This window comes from Parasphingorhabdus sp., from assembly GCF_059726685.1.
Genome location: NZ_AP041068.1, coordinates 573,685 through 591,609 on the forward strand (window position 1 = coordinate 573,685; position 17,925 = coordinate 591,609).

18 protein-coding genes are annotated in these 17,925 nt (G+C 53.2%); 15 read left to right on the forward strand and 3 right to left on the reverse strand.

Translation table 11 applies throughout. The features are described from left to right. Positions 1–113 precede the first annotated feature (113 nt). From hemE to AC6I9Z_RS02900, 5 genes are all read left to right on the forward strand, one after another. A complete protein-coding gene (gene hemE, locus AC6I9Z_RS02880) occupies positions 114–1,148 on the forward strand; it encodes a uroporphyrinogen decarboxylase (protein WP_461457204.1) in 1,035 nt (344 codons plus the stop codon). Continuing rightward, positions 1,145–1,588, forward strand: coding sequence for a CopD family protein (locus AC6I9Z_RS02885; RefSeq protein WP_461457202.1), 444 nt, complete (start codon positions 1,145–1,147; stop codon positions 1,586–1,588). The genes hemE and AC6I9Z_RS02885 overlap by 4 nt, the downstream gene beginning before the upstream one ends. Before the next feature lie 168 nt (positions 1,589–1,756). Next, positions 1,757–3,013 (forward strand): transcription termination factor Rho, encoded by a 1,257-nt coding sequence (gene rho / locus AC6I9Z_RS02890; protein WP_461457200.1) that lies wholly within the window; start codon positions 1,757–1,759, stop codon positions 3,011–3,013. Positions 3,014–3,038: 25 nt separating this feature from the next. Beyond that, positions 3,039–3,335: an antibiotic biosynthesis monooxygenase family protein gene (locus AC6I9Z_RS02895; RefSeq protein WP_109356017.1), complete on the forward strand. Its 297-nt coding sequence runs from the start codon at positions 3,039–3,041 to the stop codon at positions 3,333–3,335. Beyond that, positions 3,332–4,060, forward strand: a complete 729-nt coding sequence (locus tag AC6I9Z_RS02900) for a TerC family protein (RefSeq protein ID WP_461457198.1) — start codon at positions 3,332–3,334, stop codon at positions 4,058–4,060. The genes AC6I9Z_RS02895 and AC6I9Z_RS02900 overlap by 4 nt, the downstream gene beginning before the upstream one ends. Before the next feature lie 18 nt (positions 4,061–4,078). Here the strand turns inward: AC6I9Z_RS02900 and AC6I9Z_RS02905 are convergent, their stop codons facing one another. Next, on the reverse strand, positions 4,079–4,486 hold the full coding sequence (locus AC6I9Z_RS02905) for a nuclear transport factor 2 family protein (protein ID WP_461457196.1): 408 nt from the start codon (positions 4,484–4,486) through the stop codon (positions 4,079–4,081). Continuing rightward, complete coding sequence (locus AC6I9Z_RS02910; protein WP_461457194.1) at positions 4,483–5,181, reverse strand: dienelactone hydrolase family protein; 699 nt, start codon at positions 5,179–5,181, stop codon at positions 4,483–4,485. The genes AC6I9Z_RS02905 and AC6I9Z_RS02910 overlap by 4 nt, the downstream gene beginning before the upstream one ends. 136 nt (positions 5,182–5,317) lie before the next feature. On the opposite strand from AC6I9Z_RS02910, the gene AC6I9Z_RS02915 reads away from it, so the two are divergent. From AC6I9Z_RS02915 to AC6I9Z_RS02960, 10 genes are all read left to right on the forward strand, one after another. Then, positions 5,318–5,581, forward strand: a complete 264-nt coding sequence (locus AC6I9Z_RS02915) for a DUF6489 family protein (RefSeq protein WP_109356013.1) — start codon at positions 5,318–5,320, stop codon at positions 5,579–5,581. A gap of 18 nt (positions 5,582–5,599) precedes the next feature. Next, positions 5,600–6,895, forward strand: coding sequence for a tRNA uridine-5-carboxymethylaminomethyl(34) synthesis GTPase MnmE (gene mnmE / locus AC6I9Z_RS02920; protein ID WP_461457191.1), 1,296 nt, complete (start codon positions 5,600–5,602; stop codon positions 6,893–6,895). A gap of 89 nt (positions 6,896–6,984) precedes the next feature. Next, positions 6,985–8,850 (forward strand): tRNA uridine-5-carboxymethylaminomethyl(34) synthesis enzyme MnmG, encoded by a 1,866-nt coding sequence (mnmG, locus tag AC6I9Z_RS02925; protein WP_461457189.1) that lies wholly within the window; start codon positions 6,985–6,987, stop codon positions 8,848–8,850. A gap of 7 nt (positions 8,851–8,857) precedes the next feature. Continuing rightward, positions 8,858–9,475, forward strand: a complete 618-nt coding sequence (rsmG, locus tag AC6I9Z_RS02930; protein WP_461457187.1) for a 16S rRNA (guanine(527)-N(7))-methyltransferase RsmG — start codon at positions 8,858–8,860, stop codon at positions 9,473–9,475. Between the two features lie 42 nt (positions 9,476–9,517). Further along, positions 9,518–10,300 carry a ParA family protein gene (locus AC6I9Z_RS02935; protein ID WP_461457185.1) on the forward strand — a complete coding sequence of 261 codons (783 nt, stop codon included), beginning with the start codon at positions 9,518–9,520 and terminating at the stop codon, positions 10,298–10,300. After that, positions 10,300–11,259, forward strand: coding sequence for a ParB/RepB/Spo0J family partition protein (locus AC6I9Z_RS02940; protein WP_461457183.1), 960 nt, complete (start codon positions 10,300–10,302; stop codon positions 11,257–11,259). Before AC6I9Z_RS02935 ends, AC6I9Z_RS02940 begins: the two co-directional genes overlap by 1 nt. A gap of 268 nt (positions 11,260–11,527) precedes the next feature. Then, complete coding sequence (locus AC6I9Z_RS02945; RefSeq protein ID WP_109356008.1) at positions 11,528–12,028, forward strand: DUF4402 domain-containing protein; 501 nt, start codon at positions 11,528–11,530, stop codon at positions 12,026–12,028. A 237-nt stretch (positions 12,029–12,265) separates the two neighbouring features. After that, positions 12,266–13,108, forward strand: a complete 843-nt coding sequence (locus tag AC6I9Z_RS02950; RefSeq protein ID WP_461457181.1) for a fimbrial biogenesis chaperone — start codon at positions 12,266–12,268, stop codon at positions 13,106–13,108. Between the two features lie 59 nt (positions 13,109–13,167). After that, positions 13,168–15,924 (forward strand): MSCRAMM family protein, encoded by a 2,757-nt coding sequence (locus AC6I9Z_RS02955; protein WP_461457180.1) that lies wholly within the window; start codon positions 13,168–13,170, stop codon positions 15,922–15,924. 94 nt (positions 15,925–16,018) lie between these two features. Continuing rightward, entirely contained in the window at positions 16,019–16,909 is an 891-nt protein-coding gene (locus tag AC6I9Z_RS02960) for an alpha/beta fold hydrolase (protein WP_461457178.1), read from the forward strand. Positions 16,910–16,928: 19 nt separating this feature from the next. On the opposite strand, the gene AC6I9Z_RS02965 is transcribed toward AC6I9Z_RS02960, so the two are convergent. Beyond that, positions 16,929–17,900 carry a diacylglycerol/lipid kinase family protein gene (locus AC6I9Z_RS02965; RefSeq protein ID WP_461457177.1) on the reverse strand — a complete coding sequence of 324 codons (972 nt, stop codon included), beginning with the start codon at positions 17,898–17,900 and terminating at the stop codon, positions 16,929–16,931. Positions 17,901–17,925 lie beyond the last annotated feature (25 nt).

The window sequence follows — 17,925 nt, forward strand, 5'->3', positions numbered from 1 at the left end:
TCAATCTGTTTGTAATCTCGGTAGAGCAGCGTTACCGCCTCTTTCCACGCTCTATCATCATCAACAAGATTCTATAAATATACTATATTATTATATGGGATGACCCTTATCTTATGTCTGACGGTACCGACTCTCCAAAAACTTTGCTCAACACCCTGCACGGCAAGAAACAAGACCAAACGCCCGTCTGGCTTATGCGTCAGGCCGGACGCTACTTGCCGGAATATCGAGAGCTGCGCGCACAAAAAGGCGGTTTTTTGGAACTATGCTATGATGCTGAGGCAGCTGCCGAAGTAACCATACAACCGATAAAGCGATTTGGCTTTGACGGAGCGATCCTGTTTTCTGACATTTTGATCGTGCCTCATGCCATGGGTCAAAAGCTCTGGTTTGAGACGGGAGAAGGACCCCGTCTGGCACCGCGGCTCGTCGATGCCGCTTTATCGTCTCTTGAGGCTGCTCCGGAGCATTTTGAGGCTATTTATGCCACGGTTCGAAAGGTAGCCGCGCAGCTGGACGACAAAACCACCTTCATGGGCTTTGCCGGCAGCCCCTGGACCGTCGCAACATATATGGTGCATGGGCAAGGCAGCAAGGATCAGGGTGTTGCGCGACGCTATGCTTATGGCGATGAAGCAGCTTTTTCAGAGCTGATCAGCGCGATTATTGATAATACCGTTACCTATCTGCTTGGTCAGATTGATGCAGGCGTCGACGCGGTTCAGCTTTTCGATAGCTGGGCAGGATCCCTTTCTCCTGCACAATTTGAAAAATGGGTAGTCGCCCCCAACGCAGAAATCATAGCGCGGATAAAAGCCGTCCATCCCGATCTGCCGATTATCGGTTTTCCAAAGGGAGCAGGGGCAAAGCTGGCCGCCTATGCCAATGAAACTGGCGCCGATGCAATTGGTCTGGATGAAACCGTGGATCCCCAATGGGCGCACGATACCTTGCCAGCCGATCTGCCCCTGCAAGGCAATCTTGATCCTCTTGCCCTGATTGCAGGCGGACAAGCTCTTGAAAAATCTGTCAAACATATCTTGCAAGTCTTTGAAGACCGCCCGCACATATTCAATCTGGGTCATGGCATCTTACCCGACACGCCCATTGAACATGTTGAAAAGCTGCTTACACTTGTCCGGCAATGAATGAATATCTTTCCATGCTCTATCTCTGGTTAAAATCCGCTCATCTTATATTTGTTATCTTCTGGATGGCCGGCCTGTTCATGATGCCCCGGTTTTTCGTCTATCATCAGGAATCAGCCGTCGGATCAGAAGAAGATTCCAAATGGATCGAGCGGGAGAACAGGCTTCGCAAGATCATTCTGAATCCTTCGCTGATCATAACGTGGGTTTTAGGATTGTTGCTGGCTTATCATATCGATGCGTTCAGCCAGGGCTGGTTCCACGGGAAATTACTTATTGTCCTGCTGCTCTCCGGCTATCATGGCTGGATGATGGGCTATGTCAAAAAACTCGCGCGCGGCGAACGGACGATGACGGATAAAAAGTTGCGGTTGGTTAATGAAGTGCCCGGAATTGCGGCGGCGATAACCGTGATCTTGGTGATTGTGAAACCGTTCTGATCGGGTCTGTCCGTTTTGGTTTCAGCTTTTGTTGACAGCCAAAGGGCAAAGGCGTAATTGACCGCCAAAGCCCGTCCGGGCGATCTTTCATGTGAAAATTTGACGGCGCACACGCTGCACACATGCAAAAATAATATATAACTTCCTGATATTTTTGGATAAAACTCCATGCATTTAAAAGAACTAAAAGAAAAATCGCCCGCTGATCTCGTCTCTATGGCGGAAGAACTGGGCGTTGAAGGCGCATCAACGCTGCGCAAACAGGATCTGATGTTCGCGATTCTCAAAGAACTTGCGGATAATGATGAACTGATCATGGGCCTCGGCACCATTGAAGTGCTGCCCGATGGATTTGGCTTTTTGCGCTCACCGGAAGCTAATTATCTAGCTGGTCCTGATGATATTTATGTTTCACCGAACCAGGTTCGCAAATTCGGTTTGCGCACGGGTGATACGGTCGAAGGCGAAATCCGTGCACCGCGGGATGGCGAGCGATATTTTGCGCTGACCAAACTGACGGCCATCAACTTCGATGAGCCCGATGCGGTCCGCCACCGGGTCAATTTTGATAATCTCACACCGCTTTATCCGGATGAGAAGCTGACGCTCGATAGTCTCGACCCCACGGTCAAAGACAAATCGGCGCGCGTCATCGATATTATTTCGCCGCAAGGTAAGGGCCAGCGTGCCTTGATCGTGGCGCCGCCGCGGACCGGTAAAACCGTGCTGCTGCAGAATATCGCCAAGGCGATTACCGACAACCATCCGGAAGTCTATCTGCTCGTTCTGCTGATCGACGAACGGCCGGAAGAGGTGACCGATATGCAGCGCTCTGTGAAGGGCGAAGTAATCAGCTCTACCTTTGATGAACCCGCGACGCGCCACGTGCAAGTTGCTGAAATGGTTATTGAAAAAGCTAAACGTCTGGTCGAGCACAAGCATGATGTTGTCATCCTGCTCGACTCGATTACGCGTCTGGGCCGTGCCTATAATACGGTCGTTCCCAGCTCCGGTAAGGTGCTGACCGGCGGTGTCGACGCCAATGCGTTGCAACGTCCGAAACGCTTTTTTGGTGCCGCGCGTAATATTGAGGAAGGCGGTTCGCTTTCGATCATTGCGACGGCTCTGATCGACACCGGCAGCCGGATGGACGAGGTTATCTTTGAAGAATTTAAAGGCACCGGTAACTCCGAAATCGTGCTGGATCGCAAAGTTGCCGACAAGCGGATCTTCCCAGCGCTGGATGTTGGCAAATCCGGTACGCGTAAGGAAGAATTGCTGGTCGAGGATGACAAGCTCAAGAAAATGTGGGTGCTGCGCCGTATCCTCATGCAAATGGGCACGATCGACGCAATGGAATTCCTGCTCGACAAGATGAAAGACAGCAAAGCCAACGACGATTTCTTCGACAGCATGAATCAGTAGGATTGCGGGGAGGGGCGCCGCCGCGATGATTATTGAACAGGCTTTGCTGCAGGTAAAACCGGGTCAGTCCGACCAGTTTGTCTCAGCAATGCAAAAAGCAAAGCCGCTTATCGCTGCGCAGTCAGGTTTTCAATCCATAGAAGTTCGCCCCTCTGTCGATCGGCCGAATCAGTTTCTCTTACTGGTTAAATGGAAAAGTGTTGAGGCGCACCGCAACGGATTCCGCAAATCACCGGAATATGCCCAATGGCGCGCCTTGCTTCATGACTTTTATGACCCTATGCCGAGTGTAACCTATTTTGGGGAAACGATTTTTTCATGATTGATCTGCTGACGATTTTGACTGCTGCGGTGCCGAGCGGTTTGGGTTCACCGGCGGAAATCTGGGCTGCAATTGTTCATGATTTTTCCAACATGGGGTCGCCGGAAGCTTTGACTGCCTTTGGCCAGGTTATTCTTATCGATCTTGTTTTTGCTGCCGACAATGCGATTGTTGTCGGTGCACTGGCAGGCGGATTGCCTGCGGATCAGCGACGCAAAGTCATCATGCTGGGTATCGGTGCGGCGTTGGTTTTGCGTATAATTTTTGCGCTGATCGTCGTGCAATTGTTGCAAATTGTAGGGTTGGTCTTTGCTGGCGGGTTGCTTCTTCTTTGGGTCGCCTGGAATTTTTATCGCGAGATTTTCCATGAAGGAGAATCGCCGGGTTCGCCAGAGATTGCCGGCGATGAACATAGCGGTGTTAAGGCGCAGAAAAGCTTTTGGGCCGCTGCCTGGGCGGTAATGGCCGCCGATGTATCGATGAGCCTCGATAATGTCCTCGGCGTCGCTGGGGCCGCGCGCGAACATCCCGGCATATTGGTTGTTGGCTTGTTGTTGTCGGTGGCGCTAATGGGGCTCGCCGCCAACATCATCGCCAAATATATCGAGCGCTATAAGTGGATAGCTTATCTCGGTCTGGCGGTGATCGTCTATGTCGCTGGAAAAATGATCTATTCCGGTCTGGTTGGCGATGAACAAACGATCGGAATCTTGACTCTTTTCTGATTCGAAAGATTTTGGGTGTCAGGCTGATTTCTTCATTTTTTCCAGCATCTTACCCATTTCGTCCCAGACTTTGTTGATCGCCTGCAACGGCCGGACCATGACCTTGAAATCCTGAATCTTGCCGTCGTCATTCCAGCTGATGATATCGACGCCGTTGACTTGAATATCATCCAATTGGAGCTGAAACTCCAGCATCGCCATATTGGCATCATCGTCGACAATCTCGCGGACATAGCGGAAACTGTCATTGCCGAGCACGCTGTCGGCGGCGGTCAAATAAGCCATGACAATGGGCTTCCCGGCTTGCGGTGTGTGTACGACAGGGGAGTGGAATACCGCATCATCGGCGAGTTGTGCGCTTAGCGCGGCTTCGCTTTTATCGGCCATGCGTGCATGCCAGGCTTTCAGATTCTCGCGTGCGCTCATGCCAGTTGCTCCTTGAAAAATTCTGCTGTGCGGCTGTCGGCCAGTGTCGCTGCTGTCTCGTTACGGCGCGCGCCAAATTCGGCGGCAAAACCGTGATCCAGTCCTTCGTAGTCATATAAGGTGACCTTGGGATGATCATCCAGCCCTTCGTGCATGGCGGCCTGTGCATCGGCAGGCACAAAGCCATCGGCTGTCGGGATATGGAGCATGACATCATGCGCAATCGCGTTTTTCTCGCCAAGCAGGCCATCAATACCCACGCCATAATAGCCAACAGAAGCGTTAATATCGGTTCTGGCTGCCGTCATGAAAGCCAGTCTGCCGCCGAGGCAATAGCCAACACAGCCTACTTTTCCGCCATTTACAGCGTCGCGTGCGAAATGAATCGCTGCTTCAATATCTCTGATGCCCTGATCCTGATCAAATTTACCCATCAGGTCGAGCGCAACCTGAAATTCTTCCTCAACATCGGCATCCAGATCCGTGCCTTCGTTGACCCGCCAGAACAGGTCTGGCGCAATGGCCATATAACCGGCCTTTGCCCAGCTATCGCATTTCGCCTTGATTCCCTTATTCACGCCGAAAATTTCCTGAATCACGATGATCGCAGCAGTCGCGGTTCCTTCCGGAGCAGCAACATAACAAGGAAATTCCCCATCTCCGCTCAATGTTTTGATCGGCTTCATATCACCCATTTTTTGCGCTCCTTTGCATCATGACTTGATTAATGGTGCACAATATCCCCATATCCTGTTGTGGCAAGGTGGAAGATCATCTGTTGCGGTGAGGGGGGAACTTCGCTTCAACGATTAAGATAAGAGGAAGCACATAATGAAAGTAACCGTAGAACTGGATTGCACACCGGAAGAAGCACGCCGGATGATGGGTTTGCCTGATGTCGCAAAGCTCAACGAGACTTATGTCAAGGAAATGTCGAAGTTTCTGCAGGGGGCCAGTTCTGTTGAGCAACTGCAAAATTTCACGAAGATCATCGCTCCCATGGGTGAAGCCGGCATCAAGATGTTCTCTTCCTTCTTGGGCGGAGCGATGAGTGGCGGTAACGGAAAATCTTCTTCGTCCAAGAAAAAAGACTAGATATCAAATAGATAGAACATGTCTGCTGGTGATACAATCTTTGCGCTGTCGAGTGGGCAGCCACCAGCGGCCATTGGTATTATCCGGATTAGCGGTCCAAAAGCATCAAATGCTCTGCAGGCTTTGAGCGGATCGTTGCCGGAGGTGCGGCGCCCCCGTCTGGCGAAGTTAACGGACCCGGTAAGTAAACAGCCGCTCGATACAGCACTGGTATTATGGTTTCCGGGCCCCAATAGCGCGAGCGGTGAAGATCTGGCTGAAATCCATTGCCATGGCGGCCGGGCGGTTGTGCGCGCGCTGGAATCGGCGTTGGATAATATGGATGGTTTGCGTCAGGCGGAGCCGGGAGAATTTACCCGCCGGGCCTTTACTCATGGGCGAATGGATCTCGCTGAAGCAGAGGGTTTGTCTGATCTGTTATTTGCAGAAACGGAGCTACAACGCCGTTCTGCCATTCAGGCGGCTGGTGGCACCTTATCTCGAAAAGTGGAAGATTGGCAAAGCGCCATCTTGCGCCTGTCTGCGATGGTGGAGGCTGAACTGGATTTTTCGGACGAGGATGATGTCACTCCAGCGCAGCTAGAAGTGGTGCAATCATCGGTCGCTGATCTCGCGCAAGAGATGAACAACATCCTCGTCCGACCGCGCGCCGAAAAATTGCGGGAAGGGGTGCGAGTTGTTTTGGGCGGTCCGCCCAATAGCGGCAAGTCGACTTTGCTTAATGCCTTGGTGGAAAGAGAGGCGGCGATTGTTTCAGCTATTGCCGGAACCACGCGGGACGTTATTGAGGTACCCATTGCGATAAAGGGCATACCATTTCTGTTCATTGATACAGCCGGCATAAGAGATGAAGGGGCGGAAGAAATTGAACGGATAGGCATTGATCGCGCCCGCGCGCAATTTGATATGGCTGATATCATCCTGTGGCTTGGTCCAGAGGGAGAGGGCCCTGATAGCCTAAAACTGGTCGAAATTGCATCGCGTCAGGATCATCCCGAATATCAACCCAAGTCTCCAACCGTGCTTTCTGTATCTCCGTTGGCGGGGCCAGGGATGGACGAGCTTGTGGCGCTGCTTGTTGAACGCGCCAAAGAAATTGTACCGCGCGGTGACGAGATTAGCGTCAACAAACGCCAGGCCGATCATCTTGCTGAAGCACAGGTCAGCCTAGATCAGATACCAGAGGTGCAGGATTATCTGATCATTGCTGAACAATTGCGCTTGGCCCGGGCTGCACTTGATGCGCTGACGGGCAGGGCGAGCACCGAAGATATGCTCGACGGCCTGTTTGGGAAATTCTGCATCGGAAAATAAAACTGTTCCACGTGGAACAGGACCACCACTATTCCTCACCAGGGCGAGATCATTTTGACCTGAAACCCCCATTCCGCTATGGGCGCAGCATGAATCGCGATTTTGATCTTATTGTCGTTGGCGGCGGACATGCCGGCTGTGAAGCCGCGGCTGTGGCTGCGCGCATCGGTGTGCGCACGGCTTTGGTCAGTTTTACCAAAGACAGTATTGGTGCGATGTCCTGCAACCCGGCAATTGGTGGATTAGGCAAGGGCCATCTTGTACGAGAAGTGGACGCGTTTGACGGGTTGATCGGGCGCGCCGCAGACGCTGCCGCAATCCACTATCGCATGCTTAATTTGTCCAAGGGTGCGGCGGTTCAGGGGCCACGAGTTCAGGCGGATCGCAAGCTCTACAAAGCGGCAATCCATCGGATGCTGGACGCGCAGGACAATCTGTCTATCGTTGAAGGCGAAGTTGCTTCATTGATCTTTGATGGCCAAACGGTCAGCGGGATTACTCTTGCAGATGAAAGCCAAATTACGGCCGCGGCTGTCATATTAGCGACAGGAACGTTCCTGAACGGCAAGCTGTTCCAGGGCGAAGAAGCAGTGGCTGGCGGCCGGACCGGTGAAGCCAGTTCCATCTCCCTCGGTCAGCAGATTCGTGACGCTGGTCTTCCGATTGCACGTTTAAAAACCGGAACACCGCCGCGCATCGACGGCCGCACCATTGATTGGGCTACGTTGCCGGAGCAGCCATCGGATGATGATGACTGGACAATGTCACCCATATCATCACGTCGGGATGTACCGCAGATATTCTGTGCGGTCAGCCGAACCAGTGCTGCTACCCATGATATTATTCGTGATAATCTCGATCGATCACCTCTGTTCAGCGGAGCTATCGATGCAGAGGGCCCGCGTTATTGTCCATCGATAGAAGACAAGATTCACCGATTCGCCGACCGGGATTCCCATCAGGTATTTCTGGAACCGGAAGGGCTCGACACCAACCTCGTCTATCCCAACGGCATCAGCACATCTCTACCCGCTGACGTTCAGGAAGCGTTTGTTCGGACAATGGACGGTCTGTCAAAGGCCGAAATAATCGTGCCGGGCTATGCGGTGGAATATGACCATATCGATCCGCGCGCTTTGGATCGGTCGTTAAAGGTTCAGGACCTAGATGGCCTTTATTGTGCCGGCCAGATCAACGGCACGACGGGATATGAAGAGGCAGCGGCGCAAGGACTGATCGCCGGTATCGGAGCCGCCTGCGCGATACAGCGGAAGGATGCTCCGCAACTGGATCGTGGCACCAGTTATATGGCCGTGATGGTTGATGACTTAGTGCTCCAGGGCGTGACCGAACCCTATCGGATGCTCACGGCCCGAGCGGAATATCGTCTGCGGTTGCGGGCAGATAATGCGACAACGCGGCTTAGCCCGGTCGCGGCATCTATCGGCTGTCTGGGCGATGAGAGAAGGCGCTGGTTCGATGACCGGCAATCACGGCGCGCTAGGGTTCTGGAAGAACTGGAGACAGTATATAGCTGCGAGGCTATCGCCGATCAGGGGATGGAGGTCAGGCGTGATGGTACCAAACAATCGCTTTTTGACTGGTTGCGTTTCCCCAATATTTCGATAGCGGCGCTTAAGGACTTGGGTCTATCTGTTGATGATCTGGATACCGGCTTGCTGGCTGAGGTTGAAGAAGACGCGCGCTATGCGCCCTATCTGCAGCGGCAGGAATCGGAACTGAAGGACTTGCGTGCCAATGAGCAGATCCGTTTGGGCGATGATCTGGACTATGCGGCAATAGCCGGCTTGTCGAATGAAATGGTTGAGCGACTGAACGGCGCGAGGCCTGAAACACTCGCGGCTGCTTCGCGCGTTCGAGGTATTACCCCCGCGGCGCTGGCCGCCATCCTGGTTCATACGCGTCGTCGCGAAGCCAAAAATCTCGCGGCATGATCACGGTATGACCGAACAAGAGGCGCAGGACTGGTTGCGCAAAACATTCGATGTTCCACGTGAAACATGGGATCGGTTGGAGCATTTCCTGGCAATATTGGCAGAAGAAATGCAGCGCCAAAACCTTATCTCCAAATCGAGCGCGGACCATGTCTGGGAGCGCCATGTTGTCGATAGCGCACAACTTCTACTCCACGCCCCCAAGGGCGAAGGCGACAAAATTTGGATGGACCTTGGGACCGGCGCTGGCTTTCCCGGGATCATCATTGCCATATTGGGTGACTATAAGGTGCAGATGGTTGAATCACGCACCCGGCGGATAGCCTTTCTGGAATCTGTCGTGGCAAAACTGGGGCTGGCCGAAAAAGCCTTGGTTTTTGGGGATCGATTGGAGAATGTTGAAAGCCATTCCGTCGATGTCATTAGCGCCAGAGCTTTTGCCCCGTTGCAAAAATTGCTTTCACTTTCGCACCGGTTTTCCACAGAAAATACGGTTTGGCTCTTACCAAAAGGCAAAAATGCGGTAAGGGAGTTAAAAGGTCTATCCCCAAAACGGCAAAAAATGTTCCACGTGGAACAAAGTTTGACCGACCCAGAAGCGGGAATATTGGTGGGATTGGGCTGAAAACGTTATTTTATATCAGCTTAGCGAAGGGTTCTGCGTAAAATGGTCCGGATAGCGATAGCAAATCAAAAAGGCGGTGTTGGTAAAACAACAACAGCCATTAATATGGCTACAGCTCTTGCCGCTAGTGGATGGAAAGTTCTGTTGATTGACCTCGATCCGCAGGGCAACGCGTCCACAGGACTGGGTTTGAATCAAGCGGAACGCACGCATAGCAGCTATGATCTGCTGATTTCTGATACACCATTGGTGGATTGCGTCATCAACACTCCTGTACCAGGCCTAGATATTGTGCCAGCCGTTGTTGATCTTTCAGGAGCTGAAGTGGAGTTGGTCGAGTTTGAAGAACGCACCCACCGGCTGAAAAAAGCGCTTGATGCCGGCGATGATGGTCAGTGGGACATCTGCCTGATCGATTGCCCACCATCTCTTGGATTGCTGACGCTCAATGCCATGGTTGCGGTCGAATCTCTGCTCGTGCCGCTGCAATGCGAGTTTTTTGCATTGGAAGGGCTTAGTCAGCTATTGCAGACTGTTGAACGCATCAGGGCGCGATTCAATCGCGGTCTGTCGGTCATGGGCGTAGTTCTGACCATGTATGATCGCCGTAACAAACTGACCGAACAAGTGTCTGACGATGTGCGGGCCTGTCTTGGCAATGTCGTCTTCGATACAGTAATCCCTAGAAATGTAAGGCTCTCAGAGGCACCAAGCCACGGTTTGCCCGCATTGATTTATGATCATCGATGCCCCGGATCGGAAGCCTATATCAATTTGGCGCGGGAATTGATTTCCCGTCTGCCGGAACGGAAGGTGGCCGCGTGATGGCGAAAGAAGAGGAAGCTCCATTGCCCAAAAAAGCTGCAATTAAGAAAGCTACCGGCTTGGGTAGGGGGCTAAATTCGCTTTTTGGCGAGATTCAACGGGAAGAACCGCTGATTCAGGCCCCTGAAACCGAGATAGATGACGATGGCCCGGAGACCCGGACTGACGGACTGCGTTCCATCGCTGTTTCCGATATCCGCCCCAATCCGGATCAGCCACGCCAGACGTTCGATAATGAAGCACTGGATGAACTGGCTGACAGCATGAAGCTGCGTGGTGTGATTCAGCCAATTGTTGTTCGCCCCCATGGCAAGAATTTTCAGATTGTCGCAGGTGAGCGCCGCTGGCGTGCGGCACAGCGGGCAAGGCTGCACCGTGTTCCAGCAATTGTCCGCAGTCTCAATGATGCGGAAACTCTTGAAATAGCGATTGTTGAAAATGTTCAGCGACGAGATCTCAACGCTGTTGAAGAAGCAGAAGCCTATGTGAAGTTGAAAGATGATTTCGGCCACAGCCAGGCGAAGTTGGCGGAGCTGGTTGGGAAATCCCGCAGTCATATCGCCAATCTCATGCGACTTCTGGAGCTACCCGAATCGGTTCGGACGCTGGTGGGTGAGGAAAAACTGACTATGGGTCATGCCCGGGCGTTGATTAATGCGCCTGATTCGGTGGGGTTGGCTCAACAAGTTGTAAAACAAGGACTTTCCGTCCGTGATACCGAAAAACTGGTACGCAAGGCGCTGGGAGGGTCACGGCGTAAGAGCAAGACTCAGTCGGCGGGAATTAGCGAAAGCGATGCCGATATCCGTGCGGTTGAGAGCCATTTGGGTGATTTATTGGGCCTGAAAGTGACCATTCAGTCCAAAGGCCACGCGGGTGCTGGCTCGATGACCATTGAATATAGCAATCTCGATCAACTGGATCTGATTTGTCAGCGCCTAACAGGTGAACATATTTAATTTTCCGTCGGATTTTGTTTGAATTCAAGCCCCGAATCACTTCTTTTGAAATCTATAATCCTGTAAAATCACCTGATTAAACCTATATTTATCAGCGTATTAGCTGGTTTAGATTCTTTTAACCATGACTGGCAGCAAAGCCTTATCCTTTCCTGTGGATAAGCAATGTCGAATGTTGGCGTATAGCGACATTTGGCCAGTGGGTTTGGCCGGATGCACCGTAGACGCCCTTTCGATGTAAAGTAGTGAAATATAGGGACCAGAAAATATGTCTAAATTTATTAAAGCCGCTTTGGCTTCTTCCGTTCTTGCCGCTTCGGTTATGGGTGCGAATGCCGCTCACGCCGCTACCGCAAATGCCGATGCACGTGCAAACATCTTGGAAGAACTGACCGTTACCAAAGATGCTGGCACCGATCTTGACTTCGGTACGATTGTTACAACCGGAACGGCTGAAACCGTAACCGTTGGTACAGACGGTGTTCGCGCCGTTTGTGTGAACGTTGTTTGTTCAGGTGCTTCTGATGCAGCTGATTTCTCGGTTACCGGTTCGGCTTCTGAAGCTGTTACCCTGACCGTACCTGCTTCAGTTACTCTTTCTGGTCCTGGTGGCGCGATCATGAACGCTAACCTGTCTTCAACCGCTTTGACCGCGTTGGATGGTTCAGGCAATGGTGCCTTTTCTGTAGGTGGTGCGCTCGACGTTGCCGCTACTCAGGCCGATGGCGCTTATCTCGGTACCTTCACGGTAACCGTTGACTATCCTTGATTTCTTCATTGCCCTGTTAGTAGGGTAATGATTGTCAACAACAAGAAACCCGTCCGCGACATATGTTGCGGGCGGGTTCTTGCTGTTTGATCCCGGGTCATCCCATTCACGTTGGTTTGTAAGCAAATAATGGGCGTGGTTAGCGCTTTGGTAACCCTCTTTCGGCATAGTCATCGCGTGGGGATATGTGCGGGAGACCGCCTGTCCGGATGACCAGTATTAAAACCGGAGAATAAGATGACGATCAGGGGTCTAAAACGACTGCGTAATATTTGTGTGAGTTTGGGAGTAGCTGCATCAACCGTTGCACTTTCGCTGTCCCCGGCTCAGGCCGCTGGCGACCTTCTGGTTGCTCCTACCCGTATCGTTCTCGATGGTCAGCGTGGAACCGAGATTATTCTGAACAATATCGGTTCAGAAACAGCAACTTACCGCATTTCATTGGAACTTCGGCGGATGACCGCAGAGGGCCGACTGACAGAAGTTAGTCCTGAAGACGCGAATGAGCTGGAGCAGGCTGCGAAGGAAATGATTCGCTATGCTCCGCGCCGCGTAACTCTGCCACCCAATCAACCTCAAGCGATCCGTCTTGGCGTCAGAGCGCCGAAGGATCTGGCAGATGGCGAGTATCGTGTCCATCTGCTGTTCCGGGCGATTCCAAAGGCCAGGTCTGTCACCGCTTCGCCGGAGCAGGCGGATGGCTTTTCCATCGCACTTACTCCAATATATGGTGTAACCATTCCGGTTATCATTCGTCAAGGCAACTTAAGTGCTACAGCGGCCATCGCAAATGCCCGTATTGAGCAAGGAGATGAGGGGAAAGCCTTTGCTTTCGACCTCAGCCGAACCGGTGATCGTTCTACCTATGGCGAGATTCGTGTGATGAAGCAGGGTGTGAATGAACCTCTGTTGCTGGTCCGCGGGATCGCAGTATATCCAGAGTTAGCCAGCCGGAAAGTTTCTCTGCCGGTACCGCCGGAGGTTGCTGCACAGCTGAAAGGGCCGCTGTCGATCGAATATTATGAACCGCGAAATATTGGCGGTGGGTTAATTACCAAGACCGAGCTGGTTCTCAGATAATCATTTTATGTCAATGGTATGAACTGACTTCGGTCCGTTAAGCCGCCAAGATATTCGCAATGAAGCAGCAACTCACCATATTCCGCCAGCGGTTAAAATCGTTGGCCTTGGCCGCGGGGATCACAATGACCTCTGCGGCTTCGCCGTTTATGGTGCCTGCGGCTCAGGCCCAGGACGTTCAGCCCCAAAGCAGTTGGTCGGCCAATGATGATGATGCGCTGCTGTTTGATCTGCGATCCGGAAAATACCGTCTTGGCGATGGAATAAGAGGTTATCAGACAGACAAAGGCGTCTGTGTTGACTTTGCCGATGTTATCATCGGGATGGATTTACCAATAAGGTTAGATAAAAAGTCGCGCCGCGCAACTGGATGGGTGTTTGCGGAGCGCGAAACGCTCACCATCGAACGCGACGCCAGCAGTGCACAACGGATGAATGACCGCAGAAAACTGGCACCTGGCGAGATTTACGACACGCCGGAAGGCTGGTGCGTCAATGTCAAAACGCTATCACGCTGGCTTGATATCGAGTTGCGGCCGGATCTGTCCAACGCGCTGCTGGTTATCGAGACAGAGCGGAAACTGCCGTTTCAAAAGGCTCTCGAGCGCAAGGAACGTGCAGCAAAAATCCGTCCACGTAGAAATTTCGACCTTTCCAGCCTGCCGCAATCCACCGAACCATATAAATTCTGGAGAACTCCGTCGGTAGATGCCGTCGTGTCGGCTGGCGGGCTGCGCGACAAGCGATCGGGGCAGGAACTCGATGTGCGTTACGAGCTGTTTGCCGCTGGGGAAGTCGGAAAAGCCTCTTTTGATGCGCGATTGTCGTCCGATGACAAAGGCGTGCCGGAAAGCCTGCGGCTTCGTGCCTATCGCACAGATCCAAAAGGGGAGCTGCTGGGTCCTTTGAAGGCGACACATGTCGCTATTGGCGATGTTTCGAACTTTTCAACGCCGCTGGTTTCGCAGAGCACCGCAGGACGCGGCGCGATTATCACGAACCGGCCAGTTGATCGCCCGGATAATTTTGATCGTACCAGTTTTCGCGGAGAATTGCCGGCTGGCTGGGATGCGGAACTATATCGCAACGGGCAATTGCTTGCCTTTGCCGAGAACCGATCCGATGGCCGTTATGAATTTATCGATGTACCGCTGTTATACGGCCAAAACCGGTTCGAAGTGGTGCTCTATGGCCCGCAAGGCCAGATTCGCAGGGATAGCAAGTCCGTTCCTGTCGGCTTGGATTCCATTCCGCCACGTAAAACCTATTATTGGGCCGGCGGACAGGAGGCTGGCAAAGACCTGATCAACTTCAATAACTTTGAAAATCTGCGGCAGGCTGGGTGGCGTGGCGGTTTTGGTGTGGAGCGCGGCTTGAATGCAAAAACGTCAGTCGCAGCTTCGCTATTCAGTCTTCAGATTGACGGGAAGCGGTATAATTATGCCGAAGGATCGGTGCGCCGTGCGGTGGGACCAGCGCTTGTCGAGCTGACAGCTTCATCCGACCTTGAAAATGGTATGGCTTTCCGCGGCCAATTGCTTGGCGAACTCGGGAATACCCTGATCACCGCTGAAACTATCTGGGCCAGGGGCGGCTTTCGGTCAGACCGTATTGAACAAAACGTGAACGGAAGGCATCGACTCTCGCTGGACCACAATTTCAAATTCGGCAGCAAGCTCGTTCCCTTTCATATTGATGCCCAATATGAAACGCGGACGGATGGACGATCTATATTGGATTTTACCGGCAGGACTTCTTTGAATTTGCGGCGCTTTTCACTCACGGGTGAGGTAAATTGGGAAAAGCAGTTTATCGACGGCGGCGGCTCGACAGACCGGATTGAAGCGCGGCTCCTCGCCAACGGGCGGGTTGCGGGTGTGCGGCTGCGCGGTGAGGCAACTTATCGCCTGGCACCGGAAAAACGTTTCGAAAGGGTTAATTTTACCGGCGAATGGCGTGCGGGTGATCGTGCCGACTGGCGCGCGGAGCTTGGCTATGATGTTGCGCTCGACCGGGGCAGGGCCGGCATCGGGATTATCCGCCGGTTTGACAAATTCTCGCTCACCGCCAGTGCAGAAGCGGCAACCGATGGATCTATCGCCGCCGGCTTGAATCTGGCCTTCAGCTTTGGCCCCGATCCACGCAATGGCAAATTCCGCCTGTCGAACAACAAGCTCGCCAATAGTGGTCAAGCCCTGGCCATTGTTTATCGGGACGAAAATCGCGACGGCAAAAGGCAGCCGGACGAAGAACTGGTTGAAAATGTCGAACTGACGGCCGGGCAATCCACCGCATTGACACCAACGGATGCCACGGGACAGTCGATTATCGACAATCTCGCACCTTTCCGGCCGATATTAATCGGTATCGATAGCAGCAGCCTGCCCGACCCCTATGTGCAGCCGGCACTTCCCGGTGTGGTCGTTACGCCGCGCCCCGGTGTCGCTGCCAGAGTGGAACTTCCACTGGTTAGCGCAGGCGAGGTAGAGGGCACATTGATGCGCAAAGGCGGCGGCGCGCTGGCAGGCGTGGGGCTGGAGCTGCTGGATGTTGAAGGCCGAGTCACGCATGAGACACAGAGTGAATTTGACGGCTTCTTCCTGTTCGAAGGAGTGCCTTACGGAGCCTATACGCTACGCATTCAGGAGCTGTCGGCGCAGGCTATAGGCGTTACGCCCGTGCTTAACATCCGCGCAGTCGTGGATGATGACAATCAGGTAGCCAAACTGGGTGCAGTCATTGCGCAGTCGGATGCCGTCATGGCCAAACTGGCCGACGTGCCCACCGGTGCACCTGCAGGAGCGCCGCAGCCCTGATTTCCTTCATGTCCTGACTTGTGCGATTTTCCGGTTCTGCTAGGGTTTTGGACTGTTTTATCGTCCGGAACCGGACCCTTATCAGGACAAGAATATGCAAGTTACCGCTAATGGTATCAACATCGAAGTCGAAGATCATGGAAATGCAAAGGATCCGGCGATCCTCCTTATCATGGGTTACGGCACGCAGCTGATCTATTGGCCGATGGATTTTGTCAACGGGCTGGTCGAAAAAGGGTTTCGTGTCGTCCGCTTTGACAATCGTGATGTCGGGCTTTCTTATAAATATGATGGCGTTAGGGCTCCCGGACCGATCAGGCAGCTATTTGCGAAACGGTTTTTTCCAAACCGCAATCTGGCGCCCTATGACCTTGGCGATATGGCGCGGGACACGGTCGGCGTTCTCGATGCGCTGGATATCGACAAGGCGCATATTGTCGGCGCATCCATGGGCGGCATGATCGGGCAGCTGGTTGCCGCCGATCATGCAGAGCGGGTTTTGTCTTTTACGCCTGTGATGTCTTCCACCAATGCCCCGGGCCTGCCCGGCGCAGATCCAGCGGTACGCAAGGCACTGATCCAGTCGGCGCGAGCAAAGGCCAGCACGATTGATGAAGCCTTGGCAACCGGCATGGCCTTTTCCAGCATCGTTGCATCCGAAGAAGGACGGGCGCGTGAAGAAGAGCGGGAAACGTTGATGAAGACCGCGCTGGAACGGAATTTCTATCCCGCTGGCCGCCGCCGGCAGATGGCAGCGATTATCGAGACCGGCAACCTGCGGCCTAAGGCGCAGAGCATATCTGTGCCGACCATGGTGATCCATGGGACAGCCGATCGGCTTATTCCCCATCCCTGCGGCGCGGACATAGCAGCGAACGTTAATAACGCACGGTTCGAACTGGTGGATGGCATGGGCCATGACCTGCCTCCGAGCAAATTGCCGTGGATGGTCGAGGTGATTGCGGAGCATTGTCGCGCCGCATGAACCGATTTGATCCACTGGCTTAATCGTCCAGCGGCAGGCAATATTCCACGGCATAATCGGTCATTTTTACCTGCATCGGGACATGCCTCATACTGTCTCCATCTTCTTGATAAAAAAGAATATTCGCTGGTTCGTCACCAGCCCCGATCGTCATGGAGATCGCGGGATACTGACGGGCGAAAGACAGGTTTCGTGGATGACGGCCACGTGCGATCGACAGCATGAACCGGATAAAATTCCAGCGGCCCGCGCGGGACAGGGCGATCAGGTGGAAAACATCGCCGCCCAGGCCAGCCTCTGGCGTAAGCGTCCATGGCCCGGCAAAATATCGTCCCTTGGCAATATAAAAAGCTTCACAGGCCAAACTATTTTCCGATCCGTCTCGCGCGATAATCTCCAGTGAATATTGCTGTCGCGGCCAGCGCAGGAAGAGTTTGGCAAATGACCAGGCATAGGCCGCGCGCCCGATTTTCTTTTTGAGCGTGGGAGAATGTTGGGCCACCGCAACACCATCGGGACCGGCGCTCAAGCAGGCGGCGAAGGGGCCATGGTCACTGGTAACAATGGGCTCTTTCAAACGCGCATCTGTGCCGGCAAGAAAACCGCGCATGACTTCGCTCGCAAACTGCTCCGGCTCTGACGCGTAGCCGATCTCACGGGCCACCAGATTCACGGTTCCTGCAGGGAAAATACAAAGCGGTGTTTGCGATCCGCTTTTTTGCATCGCGGCGATCACCAGGCGCAATGTTCCATCACCGCCCGATACACAGATCAGATCACTGTCGCTGGCAAGTTTCATACTACCATCAATTTCTGTTGTTCCCATGACGACTTTTGCACCACACGCTTCAAAAGCCTGTGCAAGAACACCAAGGCGCAATTCGTGATGGGTACCGGATGCCGGATTGTGGATCAGTTGAACAATCATTGGATCGACATGGCGACAGTTTTCCCGCCGCGTCAATGACCAAGATGGAATAGAGTTGTTCATCGCGGTGAAACCGTTTTATGAATCA

Bases quoted from the DNA above. Each gene is read 5' to 3' on its own strand.
- AC6I9Z_RS02965 (WP_461457177.1), bottom strand. From the start codon at position 17,900: ATGAACAACTCTATTCCATCTTGGTCATTGACGCGGCGGGAAAACTGT.
- AC6I9Z_RS02945 (WP_109356008.1), top strand. From the start codon at position 11,528: ATGTCTAAATTTATTAAAGCCGCTTTGGCTTCTTCCGTTCTTGCCGCT.
- AC6I9Z_RS02895 (WP_109356017.1), top strand. From the start codon at position 3,039: ATGATTATTGAACAGGCTTTGCTGCAGGTAAAACCGGGTCAGTCCGAC.
- hemE (WP_461457204.1), top strand. From the start codon at position 114: ATGTCTGACGGTACCGACTCTCCAAAAACTTTGCTCAACACCCTGCAC.
- AC6I9Z_RS02955 (WP_461457180.1), top strand. From the start codon at position 13,168: ATGAAGCAGCAACTCACCATATTCCGCCAGCGGTTAAAATCGTTGGCC.
- AC6I9Z_RS02885 (WP_461457202.1), top strand. From the start codon at position 1,145: ATGAATGAATATCTTTCCATGCTCTATCTCTGGTTAAAATCCGCTCAT.
- AC6I9Z_RS02905 (WP_461457196.1), bottom strand. From the start codon at position 4,486: ATGAGCGCACGCGAGAATCTGAAAGCCTGGCATGCACGCATGGCCGAT.
- AC6I9Z_RS02910 (WP_461457194.1), bottom strand. From the start codon at position 5,181: ATGGGTGATATGAAGCCGATCAAAACATTGAGCGGAGATGGGGAATTT.
- AC6I9Z_RS02935 (WP_461457185.1), top strand. From the start codon at position 9,518: ATGGTCCGGATAGCGATAGCAAATCAAAAAGGCGGTGTTGGTAAAACA.
- rsmG (WP_461457187.1), top strand. From the start codon at position 8,858: ATGACCGAACAAGAGGCGCAGGACTGGTTGCGCAAAACATTCGATGTT.
- AC6I9Z_RS02940 (WP_461457183.1), top strand. From the start codon at position 10,300: ATGGCGAAAGAAGAGGAAGCTCCATTGCCCAAAAAAGCTGCAATTAAG.
- AC6I9Z_RS02950 (WP_461457181.1), top strand. From the start codon at position 12,266: ATGACGATCAGGGGTCTAAAACGACTGCGTAATATTTGTGTGAGTTTG.
- AC6I9Z_RS02900 (WP_461457198.1), top strand. From the start codon at position 3,332: ATGATTGATCTGCTGACGATTTTGACTGCTGCGGTGCCGAGCGGTTTG.
- AC6I9Z_RS02960 (WP_461457178.1), top strand. From the start codon at position 16,019: ATGCAAGTTACCGCTAATGGTATCAACATCGAAGTCGAAGATCATGGA.
- AC6I9Z_RS02915 (WP_109356013.1), top strand. From the start codon at position 5,318: ATGAAAGTAACCGTAGAACTGGATTGCACACCGGAAGAAGCACGCCGG.
- mnmE (WP_461457191.1), top strand. From the start codon at position 5,600: ATGTCTGCTGGTGATACAATCTTTGCGCTGTCGAGTGGGCAGCCACCA.
- mnmG (WP_461457189.1), top strand. From the start codon at position 6,985: ATGAATCGCGATTTTGATCTTATTGTCGTTGGCGGCGGACATGCCGGC.
- rho (WP_461457200.1), top strand. From the start codon at position 1,757: ATGCATTTAAAAGAACTAAAAGAAAAATCGCCCGCTGATCTCGTCTCT.